Origin of the sequence: Pantoea sp. T14 (assembly GCF_036663535.1) — a bacterium.
GTDB classification, from domain to species: Bacteria; Pseudomonadota; Gammaproteobacteria; order Enterobacterales; family Enterobacteriaceae; genus Pantoea; species Pantoea phytostimulans.
This window is the reverse complement of the sequence record NZ_JAWUEB010000027.1, coordinates 262228-280828: the sequence shown is the minus strand read 5'-3', so window position 1 is coordinate 280828 and position 18601 is coordinate 262228. Positions and strand designations below refer to the sequence as shown.

General features: G+C 50.8%; 20 protein-coding genes and 3 tRNA genes. 8 read left to right on the top strand and 15 right to left on the bottom strand.

Annotation, left to right across the window (positions count from 1 at the left end; genetic code table 11):
* Window positions 1–13: 13 nt before the first annotated feature.
* From SC127_RS19330 to SC127_RS19300, 7 genes are all read right to left on the bottom strand, one after another.
* Window positions 14–814, bottom strand: a complete 801-nt coding sequence (locus SC127_RS19330) for a lysophospholipid acyltransferase family protein (protein ID WP_332627588.1) — start codon at window positions 812–814, stop codon at window positions 14–16.
* Complete coding sequence (locus SC127_RS19325; RefSeq protein WP_332627586.1) at window positions 807–1538, bottom strand: beta-ketoacyl synthase chain length factor; 732 nt, start codon at window positions 1536–1538, stop codon at window positions 807–809. Before SC127_RS19325 ends, SC127_RS19330 begins: the two co-directional genes overlap by 8 nt.
* A gap of 243 nt (window positions 1539–1781) precedes the next feature.
* Window positions 1782–2168 carry a hypothetical protein gene (locus SC127_RS19320; protein WP_332627584.1) on the bottom strand — a complete coding sequence of 129 codons (387 nt, stop codon included), beginning with the start codon at window positions 2166–2168 and terminating at the stop codon, window positions 1782–1784.
* Window positions 2169–2571: 403 nt separating this feature from the next.
* Window positions 2572–3957, bottom strand: a complete 1386-nt coding sequence (locus SC127_RS19315; protein WP_332628245.1) for an efflux transporter outer membrane subunit — start codon at window positions 3955–3957, stop codon at window positions 2572–2574.
* Window positions 3957–5051 carry an HlyD family secretion protein gene (locus tag SC127_RS19310; RefSeq protein WP_243078191.1) on the bottom strand — a complete coding sequence of 365 codons (1095 nt, stop codon included), beginning with the start codon at window positions 5049–5051 and terminating at the stop codon, window positions 3957–3959. The genes SC127_RS19315 and SC127_RS19310 overlap by 1 nt, the downstream gene beginning before the upstream one ends.
* On the bottom strand, window positions 5048–6730 hold the full coding sequence (locus tag SC127_RS19305) for an MFS transporter (protein ID WP_243078192.1): 1683 nt from the start codon (window positions 6728–6730) through the stop codon (window positions 5048–5050). Before SC127_RS19305 ends, SC127_RS19310 begins: the two co-directional genes overlap by 4 nt.
* A gap of 2 nt (window positions 6731–6732) precedes the next feature.
* Entirely contained in the window at window positions 6733–7164 is a 432-nt protein-coding gene (locus SC127_RS19300) for a MarR family winged helix-turn-helix transcriptional regulator (RefSeq protein WP_215847125.1), read from the bottom strand.
* A 146-nt stretch (window positions 7165–7310) separates the two neighbouring features.
* On the opposite strand from SC127_RS19300, the gene SC127_RS19295 reads away from it, so the two are divergent.
* From SC127_RS19295 to SC127_RS19280, 4 genes are all read left to right on the top strand, one after another.
* Window positions 7311–8159, top strand: a complete 849-nt coding sequence (locus SC127_RS19295; protein WP_332627580.1) for an AraC family transcriptional regulator — start codon at window positions 7311–7313, stop codon at window positions 8157–8159.
* Window positions 8160–8198: 39 nt separating this feature from the next.
* Complete coding sequence (locus tag SC127_RS19290) at window positions 8199–8606, top strand: DUF2000 domain-containing protein (protein ID WP_332627578.1); 408 nt, start codon at window positions 8199–8201, stop codon at window positions 8604–8606.
* 392 nt (window positions 8607–8998) lie between these two features.
* On the top strand, window positions 8999–9259 hold the full coding sequence (locus SC127_RS19285; RefSeq protein WP_243078195.1) for a biofilm/acid-resistance regulator YmgB/AriR: 261 nt from the start codon (window positions 8999–9001) through the stop codon (window positions 9257–9259).
* Between the two features lie 139 nt (window positions 9260–9398).
* Window positions 9399–10904, top strand: coding sequence for a SulP family inorganic anion transporter (locus tag SC127_RS19280; protein ID WP_243078196.1), 1506 nt, complete (start codon window positions 9399–9401; stop codon window positions 10902–10904).
* Window positions 10905–10941: 37 nt separating this feature from the next.
* Here the strand turns inward: SC127_RS19280 and SC127_RS19275 are convergent, their stop codons facing one another.
* A complete protein-coding gene (locus tag SC127_RS19275; protein ID WP_256449291.1) occupies window positions 10942–11193 on the bottom strand; it encodes a DUF6404 family protein in 252 nt (83 codons plus the stop codon).
* A gap of 146 nt (window positions 11194–11339) precedes the next feature.
* Between SC127_RS19275 and SC127_RS19270 the strand changes: the two genes are divergently transcribed.
* Window positions 11340–11504 carry a hypothetical protein gene (locus SC127_RS19270; RefSeq protein WP_243078197.1) on the top strand — a complete coding sequence of 55 codons (165 nt, stop codon included), beginning with the start codon at window positions 11340–11342 and terminating at the stop codon, window positions 11502–11504.
* Window positions 11505–11598: 94 nt separating this feature from the next.
* Here SC127_RS19270 and SC127_RS19265 read toward each other — a convergent pair whose 3' ends face one another.
* Window positions 11599–12483, bottom strand: a complete 885-nt coding sequence (locus SC127_RS19265) for a substrate-binding domain-containing protein (RefSeq protein WP_332627575.1) — start codon at window positions 12481–12483, stop codon at window positions 11599–11601.
* Between the two features lie 300 nt (window positions 12484–12783).
* Between SC127_RS19265 and SC127_RS19260 the strand changes: the two genes are divergently transcribed.
* Both SC127_RS19260 and SC127_RS19255 read left to right on the top strand, forming a co-directional pair.
* Window positions 12784–13482 carry a DUF421 domain-containing protein gene (locus SC127_RS19260; protein WP_332627571.1) on the top strand — a complete coding sequence of 233 codons (699 nt, stop codon included), beginning with the start codon at window positions 12784–12786 and terminating at the stop codon, window positions 13480–13482.
* Window positions 13483–13484: 2 nt separating this feature from the next.
* Window positions 13485–14216, top strand: a complete 732-nt coding sequence (locus SC127_RS19255; RefSeq protein WP_215847132.1) for a DUF421 domain-containing protein — start codon at window positions 13485–13487, stop codon at window positions 14214–14216.
* Between the two features lie 176 nt (window positions 14217–14392).
* Here SC127_RS19255 and SC127_RS19250 read toward each other — a convergent pair.
* From SC127_RS19250 to uvrY, 6 genes are all read right to left on the bottom strand, one after another.
* Window positions 14393–14479 (bottom strand) — tRNA-Leu (locus SC127_RS19250).
* A 10-nt stretch (window positions 14480–14489) separates the two neighbouring features.
* Window positions 14490–14563, bottom strand: a tRNA-Cys gene (locus SC127_RS19245).
* A gap of 40 nt (window positions 14564–14603) precedes the next feature.
* A tRNA-Gly gene (locus SC127_RS19240) sits at window positions 14604–14679 on the bottom strand.
* A 152-nt stretch (window positions 14680–14831) separates the two neighbouring features.
* Entirely contained in the window at window positions 14832–15380 is a 549-nt protein-coding gene (pgsA, locus tag SC127_RS19235) for a CDP-diacylglycerol--glycerol-3-phosphate 3-phosphatidyltransferase (protein WP_243078200.1), read from the bottom strand.
* Window positions 15381–15448: 68 nt separating this feature from the next.
* On the bottom strand, window positions 15449–17281 hold the full coding sequence (gene uvrC, locus SC127_RS19230; protein WP_215847134.1) for an excinuclease ABC subunit UvrC: 1833 nt from the start codon (window positions 17279–17281) through the stop codon (window positions 15449–15451).
* On the bottom strand, window positions 17274–17933 hold the full coding sequence (gene uvrY, locus SC127_RS19225) for a UvrY/SirA/GacA family response regulator transcription factor (RefSeq protein ID WP_215847135.1): 660 nt from the start codon (window positions 17931–17933) through the stop codon (window positions 17274–17276). The genes uvrC and uvrY overlap by 8 nt, the downstream gene beginning before the upstream one ends.
* Window positions 17934–18364: 431 nt before the next feature.
* Between uvrY and SC127_RS19220 the strand changes: the two genes are divergently transcribed.
* Entirely contained in the window at window positions 18365–18589 is a 225-nt protein-coding gene (locus SC127_RS19220) for a DUF2594 family protein (protein WP_215847136.1), read from the top strand.
* Window positions 18590–18601: the final 12 nt, after the last annotated feature.

Genomic DNA, 18601 nt, shown 5'->3' with positions numbered 1-18601 from the left:
ACCGTTTTCCGCATTACACATCTTGGGGAACCAGCGCCTGCTGCAAATGGCGGGTCAGTCGACGCGCAGCTAATGGCTGCGCATCTTGGTTGCTTTCGCCAAACGACGTGCTGTCGATTCGCGCATGTACGCGCACGGTAAACACAGGTTTTACCGGCGGGATTTGATACCAGCGGCTCTGTTTATCGAGCATACGCTGAGTACAGGTAATGTGGACTACGCGTAAATCGCAGCCCGCGCGCACCGCGATGTTGGCGGCACCGCGTTGCAGCTTTAGTGCTTCGCCATGACGCGTGCGCGTTCCTTCCGGGAAGATCAAAAGGGTATCGCCACGCGCCAGTCGCTGTTGGCTGTCGGGTAGCAGCGTCTCCGCTTCACTGTTTATCAGGTAATCTGCGGCGCGAATGACGCCTCGCAGGAAAAGGTTTTTTTGCAGCTCCGCTTTCACTAAACAATCCATTTCCGGCAGTACCGAGGCGATCATCACGTAATCGATCAGTGAAGGATGATTGGCGACGATTAAGCAGCCACGATCGCGACGGAGCTGATCGGCGCCCTCAATGTGATAGTCGTAAACGCCAACAAAACGGCAGAAGCGCAGGAAACAGCGAAAACTCCAGGCGATGCTGGCGCGCGCGATACGGCGGCGGCGATGTTTGTCGCGCTGGATCAGCAACAGCAGATTAAACCACGTCAATGACATCAGCAGACCGCCCACGCTAAACAGTGTAAAGCTGACGGCAGTCATAACCAGGCGCCAGTAATAGTTAAACCCGGGCCGGCCATGGCGCAGCGACAGAGAAGAATCAGTCATGTGAATTCACCCAATGCCAGTTAAGACGTTCACCCAGAAGGGTGAAGCTGTTGCTCTGCGCCAGCACGTTATGCAGAAATTCAAGGCTCTGCGGCAGCATCGGCTGCGAAACCGGCTCGGTATTCAGGGTGGTGGTGCATTGCAACACGCTGCCAGCCGCAAGCAGCAGCGCCACTGCATAAGGTGCGTTGCAGCCTGCTTCCGGTAGCCACGGCAAATAATAATCAGGAATGGTGCCATCAAAGTCGACCAGCAACACCTGCTGATACCCAGCCTGATGCAGTGCGCTGACTTCAAGTAATCCTTGCTGAAAGGAGTCGATGCCAGCAGAAATAGAGGTGGAAACCAGCGGCTTTTTTGCTGCGATAGTCAGGCTGCCAACAGCAGAATTATGCACCGACATCGCAAAATCAGTGGGCGACAACGCCTGCCGCTCCGCCAACGTGGTAAGTATCCGCAGGTTCCGCTCCAGTTCGCCATGGCGACTGGTAAAGACGATGGCATCGACACGTTGGCGCGCCAGCAGCACTAAACCACTTTCAACCGCTGCACGGCTTCCGCCGCTCAGACGCCGCGCAGTCATCATCGGAAGATGCTGCGGCTTAGCAAGCGATTGTGTGCTGTCGATGGTGGCAGCGTGCTGCGCCCAACGATGCCAGGCTTCACGTTCGGCTAACCCCGGTGCCAGGGCGTGCCAATCAATTAGCGAATAAGCGAGTTTCATACCAGCGTTCTTTTATAAGCTTGGTGGAATTGCCGTCCATGGGATCGTCAACTCCCTTCCCTGCGTAAGCAAAGAATCATCCCTGAAATACCTGGCGACGTCTGACGTGGTCCATCACGGTATGGGTTTACCCCACGGACAGCAAGAGTAGGACATCTGATTTGTCGGCAGACAGGTTTATTTCTTTATTACCTTGCGTGTTATTACGTTAATTCCGTGATGACACACAAGGTATTCAAGGCACTATTTAATACTTTGTGCCGCCAGACGCAGCTGAATATCTTGATCCAGATTATTAATCCAGCGGTTGTAGTTACCGTGAATTTTACCGTTTTCCGCTTTCAGATTTTCGCTGCTAACGTACTGAATGATATAGCTTTGATCGGTATAAGTAACGCGAATATTGGCGGTGAAACCGCGCTGAGACAGTCGGCCATTAAGGATGCCCGGTGCGACAGGTGTCATCACCCATTTACGACCAATGCCCGCCTCAATTATCGCCACTTTCATTTGATTATCGGTGTAGCGTTGTGACAATGATTGATTCACATTATGAATCGGTGCAGTACCGGCGCAGCCGGTTAATAAAGTGGCGGTCAGCGCCAGCATCAAAATAGTGTTAAGCTTCATGATTTTCCTTTTTTATTTCCCTGTTATTTCAGGCAGTTAAAATAAATAACTGCCCCACACAAACGTCACTGAATGTGCATTTTTCCGTTCAGGCTGTGTAAAAACCGGCGCATGATAACACCTTTTATAAAGACGCGTAAGACGAAGCATAACGCGTAAATTGCCGTTATTTACGTAATAGAGAGGAGAGTTAAGTCGCGTTTGGGCTGAAGAATATAGCCGTTTTTTTACACGACTATTTTACTCACAGCTGGATCGATGAAAGGATAAAAAACAGGGTTTGGGGCAGAAAAGGCGGCCCTGATTAACAAAAGCTATTGATGGCGCTCTGTTTTGCCCGTTGCTGACTCAGTCTGGCCTTTTCTGCCCGCGTTGATTATTGCGTAATGTTCTACTGCTTAGGTTACGGATGCGATGGATTAACCTGCCAGCCGCCGCCTAACGCGCGATAAAGATCAATTTGCGCCAACAACAGGTTGTTTTTAACCGTGACTAAATTGAGCTGTGTACTGAACAACGTGCGCTGAGCGTCAAGTTCATCCAGATAAGAGGCGTAGCCATTCTGATAACGATTGCTGGCAATGCGCAGCGCTTCGGCAACATATTTCTCCTGCTTTTGCAGCTCTTCTTGCTGTGCTTCACCCTGGCGAATGGCATCCATTGCATCATTCACTTCTGAGAACGCGTTGCGAACCACTTTTTCATAGCTATACAGCGCCTGGTTGCGCGTCGCCATTGAGACATCAACCTGCGCGGTTAACGCTTCACGGTTCAGAAGCGGCGCCAGCACGCTGCCGCCAATGCTCCAGAGACGGAACGGATTGTCTACCAGCTGATGCAATATTGAACTCTGCATAGTGCCTGTTGCCGTCAGATTAAGATTGGGTAGCAGATCCGCTTTTGATGATTCGAGGCTTGCATCGGCAGCCAGTAACTGGCGCTGCGCCTGAACAATATCAGGCCGGCGATTCATCAGCTGTGAGGGCAACAAATTGGGCATCTGCTGTGGTGAAATCTGCGTAAACTCAGGACGACGCGCAATCTCACGCGGATTCATGCCGACCAAAATACTGAGTGCATTCTCCTGCTGTCCGATTTGATGCTGTAACTGCGGCACTTGCGCTTTGGCAGATTGATATTCTGATGCGGCCTGCATCCATTCAAGCCGCGAGGTATAGCCTGTTTCGTACTGGCGTTGCGCCAGTTTCAGCGAATTGCCACGCGTTTCCAGCGTCGCTTCGGTCACGCGCAGCTGTTCATCCAGTGCGCACAGCGTGAGATAACCCGAAGCCACCGAGCTGGCGATGGTTAATTCAGCCGCAGAGGCGGCGGCACGCTGTGCCTCCAGTGAAGCCTGTGACGCGGCGATGGAACTGCTGCGTGCGCCCCACAAATCGACATCGTAATTGGCTTGTAATAATCCCTGAAACACGGCTGTTTCATAGGGCTGTCCGGTAACGGATGAGAGCGTACGTTCACGCGTTGCCGCGACGCCCGCGCTGAGCGTGGGAAAGTTATCGCCCTGCGCCGCGCGCAGTTGGGCACGATATTGATCGACGCGCGATCGGGCAATCAAGATATCGGGATTATTGCGCAGCGATTGCGTCACCAGCCGATTAAGATTTTCATCCCCAAAAGCGCGCCACCACTCTGCTTCTACGGTCGATGATGGGCCAACCTGTTCACGCCACGCCGTCGGAATGGGCAATGATGACGGCGCTTTTTCAACCTGTGTGGCACACCCTGCTAATGTCATCGCCAACATGCTGGCCAGCACGCTACGACGCATCATGGCGTCGCCTCATCTTTTACTGGCGCATCAGTATCAATACTGACTTCCACTGACATACCGGGACGCAACTGCTCAATATCTGTTGAATCAATGCGAATCCGCACCGGGATACGCTGGGCAATTTTCACAAAATTGCCGGTGGCATTATCAGGTGAAATGGCGCTGAATTCTGAACCCGCTGCCGGTGAAATGTACTCAACGCGGCCATCAAAGTGTTTGCCGTCGAGGGCATCCACGCGAATATTTACCGGCAAACCAGGCCGAATGCGTGCCAGCTGCGTCTCCTTCATATTGGCGATGATCCATTTAATATTCGGCACCACCGAAGTCAGACGCGTACCCGCAGTAACATATGCGCCTTTTCGCACCGAAAGCTGACCAAGCTGACCATGATCTGGCGCGATAATACGGGTGTTAGCCAGATCGATATCCGCCAGTTCCAGTGCGGCTTGCGCGCTGGCGACATCGCCTTCCAGCGAGGCGCGATTTACAATCACCGTTTGCAGATTCTGTTGCGCTACCGCTACTTGCGCATCAGCCTGGCGCACCTGCGCCTGCGCTTGTGCATTAGCGGCTCGTGCGGCATCACGCTCTCGCACTGAAAGCGAACCATCCGCCGTCAGGTTTTCAACGCGTTTGAGATCAAAGCCGCTTTTCAGTGCTTGCGCTTTGGCATTTTCCAGCGCGGCTTTATTGCTCTGAATCGTCGCTTCTGCACTTCGACGTTGTTGTTGGTTATTTTTCAGTGCGGCCTGCTTCATTGCCAGCTGCGCCTGAGCCTGATGCACGCGCTGACGATAGATTCGGTCATCAATCGTCATCAGCAACTGGCCCTTTTTCACCGGTTGGAGATCGATAACATCAACGCTGGTGAGATAACCGCTGACCTGTGGACTGATAAAGGTGACTTGCCCGCGCACATAGGCATTTTCGGTGCTTTGCACGGAACTGGTAAAGGGCCACAGTTGCCAGGCGTAAAGGATCACCAGCACACCCAGCACCACAATGCCGCCTCCGGCGGCGATAGAAAGAATACGGCGACGATTTGCGCGTTCGCGTTCTGCAGCCTGAAGTTCATCCTGCTGACTCATTGTTGCTCCGTTCGTTCTTGTAAGGCGGCAAGTTGCTGCTCACGCCGGTTATATTTTGCTTGTCGCCAGTCCAGAAAACGGCGTCGGGTTAAGCGCCACAGCACCCACATCAAGGTAGTCAATGCCAGCGCAGCAGTTAATAAATAGGTGTCATTATAGGCCAGTACATTTGATTGTAGCGTCGCCACCGTTTGCAGTTGGCTGGTGCTCTGCGCACCGCGCAAAACGCTGTCACCGACCAGGTTGTTGTAGAGCGCATTATATTGATTAAGGCGTTCAGTCACGTTGGGATCGAGCAGCGATAATTTGTCGGCCAGTAGACTGGAGTGGTATTTCTCACGCCAAACCTGAAAGGTGCCGAGGATCGCCGAGCCAATCAAACCGCCAAGGTTTTGACTCATGCCGAACAGCACAACAAAGCTGACCAGGTTTTTGGGTTGCGTCACCACGCTGCCCATACCAATCAGCAACGCCGGTGCAAGGAAAAAGGCGCTGCCGAAACCCAACAGGAATTGACTGAAATACATATTATTACCGCGCGTCAGCGGGCTGGATTGAGCATCCATTAGCGAGGCGATAATCATCACCACCAGCGAAGTGACAATCGGCCAGTTGAGATGGGTTGGTTTGATGGTCAGCGCGCTGGCGACAATGCCAACAATGACGCCAGAGATAATCGCCAGCGCCAGGCCACGCATCTGATCGTTAAGCAAACCGATTTGCTGTAAAAAGCCGATCGCGCCAGTGTTCTGCTCCGCCAGGACGATACGCATCATGATCATCACGATACCGAGACGTATCATCATGCCGCTGCTGATCCAGCGGGTATTAATTAATGGATTGCGCCGATTATGCTCAATGACAAAGGCCGCCACGATCAGCGTGAGCGCAATGGCGGTGCAAATACCCAGCCACGGCGTGGTAAACCACCATTCAATACGGCCTAAAGAGAGCACGCCACACAGCAGCGCCATGCCCGGTGCCAGCAGAATAAAGGTGACAAAATCCATTTTTTCAAAGGCTTTGATACGGTCGCCGGGCGGCAGCTTTACCACCAGCACGCAACCCAGCGCAATCAGCGCCAGCCCCAGTTCGAACAGATAAAGCCCACGCCATTCGTCCAGTTGCAAAAGCTCGCTGGAAAAGAGTCGGGCCAGTGGAATCGCTAACTGCGATGCAGTTAATCCAATCACCAGCGCCTTCAGGCGGTGTTTCGCTGGCCACGCCTGAATTTGATAATAGATACCCAGCGAACTCAGCGCGGCACCGACCATGCCATGGGCGGTACGCACAATGATCGCTGAAGCGAGATCGTTGGCAAACAGGTGAAAAAAGGCCACCAGGACATAAAGCACCAAAAATGCTTCAGTAAAGACGCGCAGCCCGAATTGCTGACGGAATTTAACCAGCAGCAGGTTGATGGAGATATTCCCCATCACATAGACCGCGGGTAACCAGGCAATTTCGTTAGAATAGGCGCCGAAGGTGCCTTGAAGGTTGGTGAGGTTGGCGGTAACTAGCGCATTGCTCAGCGCGCCAGTCAGAGAAATCAGCAGGCCAATCAGGCCAAAAGCGATACGTTTAGGTGTTGAATGCAGCGGTGTTGACGGCGAGCCCGGCAGCATCGGTTTTTCATGCGGCAGCCATTCACGTGCGGCATAGGGATTACGCCGGGCCATGATTACATGGTTCCCAGGCGCGCCAACAGCTGCTCTAACACGCGTTCCGTCACGGCTAACTCTTGCGGATCAATATCCGCTAACAACGCGGCACGCAGCGGATCGGCCTGGTCTTTGACCTTCGCGAAAGCGTGATTGCCTTTTTCGGTTAACACCAGATGACGTTTGCGGCGATCTTCCGGTGGCTGAACGCGTGACAGCAACTCTTGCTTCACCAGACGATCAACCAGCGGCACCATGCTGGCGTCTTCCAGTCCTAACAGTTGGGCTAACTCAGTTTGCGTCAGGCGACCCGGCTCACTGGCAATAATACCAATCGCCATCCAGCTACTCATGCTTAAACCGCTGTCTTTCAGATGACGATCAACAGCCAGGCGCCACGCGTGAGCGGTGAGATAAAGTAAACGAGTGAAAGTCTGATTGTGCTGCGTCAAAAATTAGCACCCTAATGGTTAGACATCTAATTAAGTAATATCGTTATTATACGCAAAGCCAAACGGTAATGAAAAGAGTCGCTTCTGTTAAAAATGGGTGATCCACGGCACAATGTCCAGGTGTCGCCACTGTGAAGAGGATTGATATGAAACAGGCAAGGCAAAATTGGGTTGATTTGCGCCACGATCCTCTTAGCGGCATTGAAACAATACGCGCGCATTTCACGGGCCATGCTTATGATCCGCACTGGCATGATAGCTATCTCATTGGCGTTACCGAGCAAGGCGTTCAGCAGTTTCATTCACGTCGGAAACAGCATCAAAGCCGACCCGGTACAGTATTTATGTTGGAGCCTGAGGAGTTGCATGATGGCGATGCCATTAATGCCCAGGGCTTTACCTATCGCATGTTGTATCTTTCTCAGCAGCAGGTTGAGCAGCAATTGTCTCCGTTAATTGAACAGGGAACGCAACAGCGTGAACTCAGTTTTGCCGCTACGCTGCGGGACGATCAACAACTTGCCTATGCGGTATGGCACGCTTTTGAAGCGCTGTGGCATAACCATCCAGAAATAATCAAAGATGCCGCGCTGGATCGCCTGTTTGTCCAGCTTAGTCAGCATCCGTTGTGGCATCATCGAAACGAAATCATCAACAAGGATGCGGTGCTGGCACAGCAAGCGCGTGAATGGTTGATTGCGCATCACGCTGAAAACCCCGGTTTGCAGACTATGGCGCAGGCGCTAAATATTGATCGTTTTCGTCTTTCGCGCCTTTTTCAGGCGCATTGGGGATTGCCGCCACACGCCTGGCTGGTGCAATGGCGACTCTGTCAGGCGCGCCAACAACTGGCAAAAGGTCAGCCCCCGGTCGATGTCGCAGCCGCGCTGGGTTTTGCCGATCAAAGCCATTTGGGACGCTGGTTTAAACGCGCCTGTCATCTCACCCCTTACCGTTATCAACTGGCTTGCACAAATCTTCCAGACCTTGCTTAAGCGCCTTGTCACAATGCGCTTTTACGTAAGGAGAAAAAGATGCAAGAACCCCGTTGTGTCATGATTTTGAATGCGGATCTACCGCCAGGAAAAGCCACCAATGCCGCAGCAGTTATGGCCTTAACGCTGGGACAGCGCCATCCAACAATGGTCGGTGAAGCCCTGGAAGATGCCAATGCGCGTCGCTATCCTGGTTTAATTCCGGTCGGCATTCCGGTACTGGCTGCCAGCATCGAGCAGTTAAACAGTTTGCAAATGAAATGTGATGAGCTCAATTGTGATGCGGTGCTGTTTCCTGAAGAAGGCCAAACCACCACTGATTACCAAATGTTCAGTGATGCAATGCGTCTCATCCCCGGTGCAGAATGGCGTCTTTTAGGCCTGGCCATTGTGGGTGACAAGAAAGTGCTACGTAAATTAACTGCCAAACTGAATTTGTTTAGCTGAAAACGCTACTCACCGCTTAATAGCAGCATTTTTCAGTCCCTTTCTTGATAAATTATTCACCTGTACAGCTATCTTGTACAGGTTTTAACGAATTAAATTAAAATTAACTTTTTGATAAATAAGAAATAGCATTTTTTGATTAAGATCATCATTTTACAAATCCCACTTCCTTGTATAACTTTATCCCCCGTGAGTTGTCTACGACTCTGTAACGAATGATGCGCTTGCGTCGCCTCTGAAGGTGTCAGTGGATTTCCACCTTCAGAGGTTATTTTTTTGCAAATTACTGTGTGTTTGAATTATCGGGCTCCTACGCATCTGTCCATGCGCGGGTTTTTCCTCTTGTCCTGACATCTGAAGCGGAAGTTCAGGCTGTTTTGAAGGGCTGACACATGCAAAATGCTTTACCTCAAACCGATAAAGAAATTGCCGAATATTTCAACGCCGCAGCCAACAAACCGGCCAGCGAGATGGAAATTCTGGGTGCCGTGGTGGCTGAGATTTTGCAAGCTGGTGCCCCAATCAGCAACAAAGCCATTATTTCGAAGCTGATTCATCGTCTTGAGCTGGAATCAGATGTTGCATCGCTCGATATCTATCGTCAGCTGCTTGAATTAGTCGTGCATAAAACGCCTGACGATTTGTCGGTGTAATCGTGACTCCACGGATGGAGTCTATACGGCTTTCGCTGGAAACTTCCCGCCCTGCCCGGTAACATTACCGCCTCATGATTTACCCAACCTTTCTCGCCTCTCGCGCGAGAGCAAAATTAAAAAGAGCCTGCACAAACTTATGACTAAATCGAATGATGTCGCTACGCCACGCGTTGTGGAAAGCGATCTCAGTGTTGGGCGCGTATTACGTTCGCCTGCACTGCTCACGCGTGAATGCCTGGCTGGCACTATTACCGCTCTGGCGCTGATCCCGGAAGTGATCTCTTTCTCTGTGATTGCGGGCGTTGATCCCAAAGTCAGTTTGGTGGCTTCGGTGGTGCTCTGTTTGACGTTATCGATCCTGGGAGGGCGACCTGCGATGGTCACGGCTGCGGCCGGTTCGGTGGCGCTGGTGATTGGCCCAATGGTGCATGCGCACGGCGTGGAATACATTCTGCCGGCGGTGGTGATGGGTGGCATAATACAAATATTGTTTGGCCTTGCAGGGCTGTCGCGCATGATGCGCTATATTCCGCGTTCGGTGATGCTGGGGTTCGTAAATGCTTTGGGCGTGCTGATTTTCTTTGCACAGGTGCCGCATGTTTGGGGGCAATCGCCGTTGGTGTGGGTATTCTTTGCCGCCACGCTGGTTATTGTGTTGCTGTTGCCACGCGTATTAAAAAGCGTGCCGTCGCCGCTGGTGGCGATTGTGGTCGTGACCGCCGTTGCGCTGCTGATGGGTTATCGCGTGCCAAACGTCAGTGATGAAGGTCCAATGAGCGCTGGATTGCCGGATTTTAATCATTTAATGGTGTCGCTCAACCTGCAAACCTTACAAATTATCTGGCCGACTGCCCTGAGTATTGCCTTTGTGGGTTTAATGGAATCATTGCTGACGGCGAAGCTGGTGGATGACATCACCGATACACCATCAAGTAAGCGTCGCGAGTCTTGGGCATTGGGCGTAGCCAATATTTTTGCGGGTTTTTATGGCGGTATCGCCGGTTGCGCGATGATTGGCCAAACTATCGTTAACGTCGAACTGGGCAAAGCACGTAGCCGTGTTTCAACCGTTGCCGCTGGTTTAGTATTGTTGCTATTAGTCACTGGGTTGAGCCAGATTATGGCGCAAATACCGATGGTGGTGCTGGCGGCAATTATGATGGTGGTGGCGGTAAAAACGGTTAACTGGCATAGCCTGCAACCAGCGACCCTAAAACGGATGCCGTGGTCAGAAACATTGGTCATGGTGTTGACCGTTATCGTCACCGTCTGGACAGGAAACCTGGCGCTGGGCGTACTGGCGGGTGTGATTGTGGCAATCATGCTGTTCGCACGTCGTATTGCTCACGTTATTCACGCTCAGCGTAGCCTGAGTGAAGATGGCGAATCAGTACGCTATCTGGTGCGTGGCCCGCTGTTTTTTGCCAGCAGCAACGATCTGTTTGAGCACTTCGATTACGCCCACGATCCCAAAAACGTCACGATTGATTTAACTCACGCGCAAATATGGGACGCTTCAAGTGTGGCAGCATTAGACGCCATTGAATATCGCTATCAGCGTTATGGCACTCAGGTCACGATTGAAGGTTTGGATGATCGCAGTAACGATTTTCATCGTCGCCTGACGGGAAATCTGGGTTAATGACGCAGACCTGCTGCAAGGTTGCAGCAGGTCTGTATTAAGCTTGCTGCTTGCGTGCTTTGTAACGTGCGATCATGGTAGCCAATGCTTGATAAATCAGGCCTGCATATAAGCTCATCACAATCGCCATGCCTATTTCTTTGCCTTGCGCCTGCCATGACATAAACCACATGAACACGCCCCACAGCACCGAAAAAACCAGCCAGCCCCGGACGAACTTCAAAATGCCATTCATAACGACTCCTTTAAGATGAGGCGCTACGATACCTTTGAGTGAGGAGGAACGCATGATTAACAGTGCAAAGTTGAGAGGCACCTCTAATATCCTGTAGTAAATCGACATACTTTTGCAGCAGCGCTTATTGCCCTGCCACCCAGGTTTTCCGATGAGGTTTTCTATACTTAATCGTCAAATCACTTAACAGGGAAAATCATATGAAGCGTACAGCATGCTTAATTGCCGCTTTAGGTCTTGCCGCCACACTTTCAGCTTGTGCACCACGCCATCACGGTGGAGATGCCCCGCCTCCCCCGCCAAGCGGACAGCAACCTACCGGCGCACCGGGCGGCAGCGGGCCGGTGGGTCAACCACAGTCCTGAATGAGCGGCTTTTAGCCAGCTCAATAGCAAAAAGCCAGTGTAAAGAAGCGATCCTTGCACTGGCATTGTGGTTCAGGAGATGAACTGTCAGCGATCAATGGCGGCTGGCACATCCGCACTTTGTCATTTCTCCCAGCACTTCTTTTCCCAGATGCGAATGCCTAATCTGTAATTCACCCTGTCGCCATGCACCCTGCTCATCTGCACGTTGTTCCAACAATCTGTTTAGCGCCTCAGTAACCAGTAAGTCGACGCGCTGAGTCCAGGTGGTCAAATGCCAGGTTGATGAACGCGCTTCGTCAACATCGCCACAACCCACGATGGCAATATGTGTGCCTTGGCCAAAATCTCGTATTGCCTGCATCGCACCAAACGCCAGCAGATCATTTTCACAGTACAAAGCTTCAATGCGCTCGGCTGCTCGCGTCTTTTTCAGGTAAGTCATCATTGCCTGATACGCTTGTTCGCGCTCATAACCCTCTGCTGTCAGTACCACTTTAAGCATTTTATCGGCTGCATACAGGCTGGCAATATAGCCTTGCATCTGCTTTGAAGGGCTTGAGAGAGTGTTATGCGATTGCATAAAACCCAAACGTTGATATTGCTGCTCAAGCAGCAAATTTCCGATGGCAAAGCCAGCTGCGTAATCATCCGGGCTGATACTCTCTGAAGGGGTTTGAGTGTGGCAAAGATAGATGGACGAGACGGCATGATGATCGAGAATCGCGGCATCATCAAAACGGTTGGACAAGTAAACCCATCCTTCTACCGGCAACTGCTCAGCCTTTTGACGCAGCGTTGCGTAGCAATCTTGTGCGTCGGCATTTAGCAGCAGCGTCAGGTAGCCGCGTGCATTCAATTGCCGGGTAATCTCATCAAGCATTGTTTGGGCATGTGGATTAGCCAGGCCCGCGCTGACTACACCAATAAAACGGGCCTTGACTACTTTTCCCTGCGTCTCTTGTAGCGTGTTCTTCATGATTAACTATTCGCTTGCGCTTCGACCTTATTAGATAGAGGAAAGCATAAAGTAAGAATGAAAATTTCAAAAGATATAGAAAAGGAATTTTTAGTGCATTTGTGAGCCAGCTAGCGGAAGTTGCGAATCATTTATGATCGCGATTAACTGAGGCCTGGCTGCATGAATGATTATTTTTACTGTGTTTTTTCTGAATAGATACGGCTTACTAAGATTTGCGCTTAAGTGCAATCTGGTCACTGTTTTTAACGGCTTATACTTAATAATCTCGACATGCTGAACCCGGAGGAATGTCCGTCAATGAAACAGGATGATATTTTTCTGTCAGATATAACGCGTCTCGTCTTAGGTCAAAATCCCCCGATCTTTTTGATAGAAGTGATTATCCGCGCGCTCGTTTGCTTTGTTCTCATCATTATTACGCTCCGCCTGTTGGGACGTCGCGTTGCATCACAATATACGTTGATCGAACTTTCGGCGGTGATCACGCTGGCCGGTACCATGGGCGTACCGTTGCTGGATGACAAACGCGGGTTATTACCACCAGTTTTGATTATTTGCGGTCTGCTCGCGATACAACACCTGTTTGGTCATCTCAGCCTCCGCTTTCGTAAGCTTGACCGTGTATTGGCAGGCACAGAACGCGTGGCGTTAGACGATGGTCGCCTACGTCTGGAGACGCTTCGCGGTACAGTGTTATCACGTGAAAAGCTCTTCTCACTGTTGCGTGGCCGTGGCGTGCAGCATCTCGGCCAGCTTAGCCGAGTTTATATTGAACCTTCCGGTTCATTAACACTGGTGTGGAGCGACACACCACGACCCGGGCTCGCGATCATTCCGCGTTACGACCAAGCCCTGATTACGGCTATGCAGGATGATGATCATTACGTGTGTGCTTCCTGCGGCAAATTGACTGAAAGTAAAGAAGAGCACAATCAGCCCTGTCGATGTTGTCATGGACAAGACTGGCTACCTGCTTCCGTTTCGCTGGAGGATTGAAAGTGAACAACGTCTTTCATAAATGGCTGATTGGTGAAGCGCCCTGGCGTTTTGCGGGTGAAGTACTGCTGCGTTTTGTCATTATCTATCTTATTTTATTGCTGGTACTGCGCTTGATGGGCCGCCGGTTCGCCGGTCAGTTGAGCATCGTTGATTTGGCAATTATGGTTATGCTGGGCGCGGCCATTGGCGCGCCGCTGCAAACGCCCGAAAAAGGCATTTTACCCACGGTGCTGTTACTGCTTACGCTGCTGGGCTGTTTTCGCCTGCTTTCATTGCTCTCTTTTTATTCCCACAAGATCGAAACCTTTACGCAGGGAGATGCCACGCTGCTGGTTATGGATGGTCGGCTGGCGCTGGAACATCTGTATCACGCGGAGTTTTCCCGTGACAGAACGCTCTCAAAGCTGCGTTCATTGGGCGTTCAACATCTGGGTGAAGTGCGGCGTGCCTGGTTGGAACCTACAGGCCGCGTAAGTCTGTTACTTTACAAACAGCCACATGTCGGTCTTTGGCTTTTGCCCGATCAGAATGAGGATTTTAATAAGCGTATCAAGGTGGAAGGCAGTTTTGCTTGTGCCAATTGTGGATTTGTCATACAGAGTGACAGCGCACCCGAAACACCGTGCGACTATTGTCAGCATCGTAACTGGCAACCCGCCGTTAAGCGGCTTGGGACGGAGAAAATCTATAATCCGCACCAAAAAGAGCATGACACCGAGGCCAACGAATAAGCCTGTATGGGAAAGCGTTTGGCTCTCATTTCGACACAGCTTGTGTTCTGTCAGATGGTTCAAAAACATGAACCGGCTGGTAGGCGGTTTTGAGAAAACAAAAAAACCGCCCTTGGGCGGTTACGACATTACTGCATATTGCTTTGATTTTATTTGGTTTTCTTTACTTCAGAAAATGGTGCCCGGGGCGGGACTTGAACCCGCACAGCCATAAAGCCGAGGGATTTTAAATCCCTTGTGTCTACCGATTTCACCACCCGGGCAGGGTATATCTGGAGGCGCGTCCCGGAGTCGAACCGAGGTACACGGATTTGCAATCCGCTGCATAGCCACTCTGCCAACGCGCCTTAAACTGATGTGCTTTCAGGTTACCCTGAACTGCAAATTTGGAGCGGGAAACGAGACTCGAACTCGCGACCCCGACCTTGGCAAGGTCGTGCTCTACCAACTGAGCTATTCCCGCAAATCTCAGCAACTCCACAGAACTTGCTGATTTTCTTTATCTTCTGACAGACTGGCTGCCGTTCGATGCGATGCATTCTACTGACCTGACGCAATGAGTCAATAAAATTATCCTGACTCCGTGTCCGTTTGCTGCTTTTTAAATCGCATCGATCACCGTTCGAGCAAATCGCCGCGCGCTGCGCTCAAATATTGGAACATTGACCAAAAAGTTAGCACGGCTGCGATGTACAACGCGACCACACCAACACCCACAACCGTACTGTCAGGACGCCACAACAAGGCAAACAGTGAAAACATTTGTGCGGTGGTTTTGACTTTTCCGATCCAGGATACGGCCACGCTACTGCGCTTACCAATTTCTGCCATCCATTCACGTAACGCAGAAATAATGATTTCGCGTGCGATCATCGTGGCAGCAGGCAAGGTAATCCACCAGGCATGAAAATATTCAGCCACCAGCACCAACGCCATCGCGACCATCACCTTATCGGCTACCGGATCGAGAAAGGCACCGAAGCGCGTTGTCTGCTTCCAGCGACGGGCAAGAAAACCGTCAAACCAGTCAGTGACGGCAGCAATAATGAAAATCAAAGCGGTAGCAAACGGTGCCCAATAAAAAGGCAAATAGAAAGCCAGCACAAAGAATGGAATGAGGACGACTCGAAACAGGGTGAGACACGTCGGTATGTTAAATTGCATATGCCGGTAACTGTCTGGAATGGGTAGAATTTAACGTATGTTCCTACATTGCCCACCCCGTTTCAATGCTAGTGTTTCAACGAGTAGTATATTTTTTCTGCCAAAGCGAAGGATATGCCCGGTACATTGGCGATTTCTTCCACTGATGCATTCATCAAAGGTTGCAAGCCACCCATGTATTTAAGCAGTTGCTGACGCCGTTTCGGTCCTACACCCTCAATGCTTTCAAGTGCGCTGGTGTTCTTCACTTTCGCCCTTTTCTTACGGTGGCCCGAAATTGCATGATTGTGAGCGTCGTCACGAATATGCTGAATGACATGGAGCGCGGGCGCGTCTGGCGGTAAGGAAACACCCTCACCTTCGGGTTCAAAGAACAGCGTTTCCAGTCCCGCCTTACGATCGCTACCTTTGGCAACGCCCAATAAAATCGGGCGAGATTTGTCCCACGGTACGTCCAGCTCGGCAAACACCTGCTTCGCTTGCGACAGTTGCCCTTTGCCACCATCAATCAAAATTACGTCAGGAATTTTATCTTCTTCGATAGCTTTGCCGTAACGACGACGCAGCACCTGATTCATTGCCGCATAATCATCGCCGGGCGTAATGTCATTAATATTGTAGCGACGATAATCGGCGCGCAGCGGCCCGTTCTGATCAAAGACCACGCAAGAAGCAATGGTTTGCTCACCCATGGTATGGCTGATGTCGAAACATTCCATGCGACTAATTTTGTCGAGTTCAAGGAATTCAGCCAGCGCAGCCAGCCGTTGGTGAATGGTCGAGTGCTGCGATAAGCGTGTGGTTAACGCCGTTGCCGCATTGGTACGTGCTAACTTCAGATAGCGCGCACGATCACCCCGCGGTTTACTCTGAATGTTAACGCGTCGCCCAGCCAACTCACTCAGCGACTCCGCCAGCAGCTCGCGCTCTGGCAAAGTGAAGTCGAGCAGAATTTCACCCGGTAGCGTTCGCGCTTCGCTGCCTTGCAGATAAAATTGCCCTACAAACGTTTGCACGACTTCCGCCAAATCCGTACCTGAAGGGACTTTAGGAAAGTAGCTACGACTGCCTAATACTTTTCCCTGACGAATAAACAGCACGTGCAAACAGGCCATGCCAGCATCATATGCAACGCCTATCACATCGAGATCATCGCCTTGATTAGAGACGAACTGCTTTTCAGTGACTCGGCGCACGGCCTGGATTTGGTCGCGCAAGCGAGCTGCTTCCTCAAAACGCAGCCCAATACTCGCTTCTTCCATCCGCTTCACCAGCAGATTCAGCACCTGGTCGTCTTTGCCCGCCAGAAACAGCCGCACATAGTCGGTTTGCTGTGCATACTCTTCCTCACTGACCAAACCAGCAACACAAGGGCCGAGGCAGCGACCAATTTGATATTGCAGACAGGGGCGCGAACGATTGCGGTAAACGCTGTTCTCACACTGGCGAATCGGGAACACTTTTTGCAGTAATCCCAGCGTTTCGCGCACGGCATACCCATTCGGAAAGGGGCCGAAATATTCACCTTTGGCGTGTTTAGCGCCGCGATGTGTAGCCAGACGTGGATGCGTATCGCTGCTCAGAAAAATATAGGGATAGGATTTGTCATCGCGCAGCAGCACATTATATCGCGGCTGGTAGAGCTTGATGTAGTTATGCTCTAGCAGCAGCGCTTCGGTTTCGGTGTGGGTTACGGTGACATCGATATGCTGGATATTGCTTACCAGTGCTTCGGTTTTGCGGCTGCCTACCTGACTCCGAAAATAGCTGGTTAGACGCTTTTTAAGGTCTTTGGCTTTGCCCACATAAATAACCGTTCCCGACGCATCATACATGCGATAAACGCCGGGTTTGCTGGTCACCGTACTCAGAAAGGCTTTGGAATTAAAAACGTCACTCACTACTGATTAACGGCTCCGCATTGAACAGGCCATGTCGTATGGCCAGATGCGTTAACTCTACATCACCACTGATATTCAACTTGCTGAACATGCGATAGCGGTAGCTGTTAACGGTTTTAGGACTGAGATTGAGTTGCTCGGAAATTTCCGTCACCTTTTGTCCCTTGGTGATCATCAGCATAATCTGCAATTCCCTTTCCGACAAACAGCTGAAGGGTGATTCGGTTTTTTGCGGCTCAATTTGACTCAATGCCATCTGCTGAGCAATGTCAGAAGCGATATAGCGCTGGCCGGCGTTCACTGAGCGAATCGCGCTTACCACTTCCTGCGGCGCGGCACCTTTGCTGAGATAACCTGCTGCGCCTGCCTGCATCACTTTGGCGGGCAACGGATTTTCGGTATGAATTGTCAGCATAATGATTTTGATATCTGGATTGTAGCGCACAATTTTTCGTGTCGCTTCCAGGCCACCAATGCCGGGCATGTTCATGTCCATTAAAATGACATCAACTTGATTCTGGCGGCACCATTTCACCGCGTCTTCGCCACAGTTCGCTTCACCTGCAATCACTAATCCTTTGATATCTTCCAAAATTCGGCGAATACCGGCGCGAACCAGTTCATGGTCATCAACAAGAAGCACACTGATCAACGAGGGGCACTCCGCAGGCTAAATAAAGAGGAAGTAATCAACAATTGCGAAAGATAATCATACCTGCTTTTCACTTAAAAGCACATAAACAAAGCCGAAGATTGAGGCTATTTACTGATTCAAATCAAGGGATTTCAAATCCCAATAATTAATAGAGTGACTTAGGTAACTTATTTAAAAGTTATATTTAAAAAGCAATATATTTCAATTGATTAAAAATAAATGCACTTCAACCTTCTAAACGCTGTGCTTTATTAATTTCCCTTGGCAAAAAAACGCATTTCGCTGCATTTTGAATTGTTTCACGCGATGGAATAGCGGTAAAGGATTAACAAAACGCGGCGAGATATCAGGTTATCAACGCTGTGATATACTCACGCACTGCTGTGCGGACAGATTGCCGACACGTTGTACATCACCAAGGAGAATTTATGAGCGACGAAGATTTTTCAACCTCGCAGGAAACCCAGAAACTGTCTGATGAAGTTGCCTGTCTGAAAATGATGGTGACGCTGATTCTGAAAGGAATGGGCCAAGCAGACGCAGGGAAAGTGATTATTAATATGGAACGTTATGTCCAAACGCTGGGCGATAAGCCGCAGGCTGAGGTCTTTAGCAACACCATTAAGCAGATCAAAACCGCTTATCGCCAGTAAGCTGAATTGCCC

What these genes read in the sequence shown, in the direction of transcription:
- SC127_RS19330 (WP_332627588.1), bottom strand. Translation starts at nt 814, where the DNA reads ATGACTGATTCTTCTCTGTCGCTGCGCCATGGCCGGCCCGGGTTTAAC.
- SC127_RS19325 (WP_332627586.1), bottom strand. Translation starts at nt 1,538, where the DNA reads ATGAAACTCGCTTATTCGCTAATTGATTGGCACGCCCTGGCACCGGGG.
- SC127_RS19320 (WP_332627584.1), bottom strand. Translation starts at nt 2,168, where the DNA reads ATGAAGCTTAACACTATTTTGATGCTGGCGCTGACCGCCACTTTATTA.
- SC127_RS19315 (WP_332628245.1), bottom strand. Translation starts at nt 3,957, where the DNA reads ATGCGTCGTAGCGTGCTGGCCAGCATGTTGGCGATGACATTAGCAGGG.
- SC127_RS19310 (WP_243078191.1), bottom strand. Translation starts at nt 5,051, where the DNA reads ATGAGTCAGCAGGATGAACTTCAGGCTGCAGAACGCGAACGCGCAAAT.
- SC127_RS19305 (WP_243078192.1), bottom strand. Translation starts at nt 6,730, where the DNA reads ATGGCCCGGCGTAATCCCTATGCCGCACGTGAATGGCTGCCGCATGAA.
- SC127_RS19295 (WP_332627580.1), top strand. Translation starts at nt 7,311, where the DNA reads ATGAAACAGGCAAGGCAAAATTGGGTTGATTTGCGCCACGATCCTCTT.
- SC127_RS19290 (WP_332627578.1), top strand. Translation starts at nt 8,199, where the DNA reads ATGCAAGAACCCCGTTGTGTCATGATTTTGAATGCGGATCTACCGCCA.
- SC127_RS19285 (WP_243078195.1), top strand. Translation starts at nt 8,999, where the DNA reads ATGCAAAATGCTTTACCTCAAACCGATAAAGAAATTGCCGAATATTTC.
- SC127_RS19280 (WP_243078196.1), top strand. Translation starts at nt 9,399, where the DNA reads ATGACTAAATCGAATGATGTCGCTACGCCACGCGTTGTGGAAAGCGAT.
- SC127_RS19275 (WP_256449291.1), bottom strand. Translation starts at nt 11,193, where the DNA reads ATGCGTTCCTCCTCACTCAAAGGTATCGTAGCGCCTCATCTTAAAGGA.
- SC127_RS19270 (WP_243078197.1), top strand. Translation starts at nt 11,340, where the DNA reads ATGAAGCGTACAGCATGCTTAATTGCCGCTTTAGGTCTTGCCGCCACA.
- SC127_RS19265 (WP_332627575.1), bottom strand. Translation starts at nt 12,483, where the DNA reads ATGAAGAACACGCTACAAGAGACGCAGGGAAAAGTAGTCAAGGCCCGT.
- SC127_RS19260 (WP_332627571.1), top strand. Translation starts at nt 12,784, where the DNA reads ATGAAACAGGATGATATTTTTCTGTCAGATATAACGCGTCTCGTCTTA.
- pgsA (WP_243078200.1), bottom strand. Translation starts at nt 15,380, where the DNA reads ATGCAATTTAACATACCGACGTGTCTCACCCTGTTTCGAGTCGTCCTC.
- SC127_RS19220 (WP_215847136.1), top strand. Translation starts at nt 18,365, where the DNA reads ATGAGCGACGAAGATTTTTCAACCTCGCAGGAAACCCAGAAACTGTCT.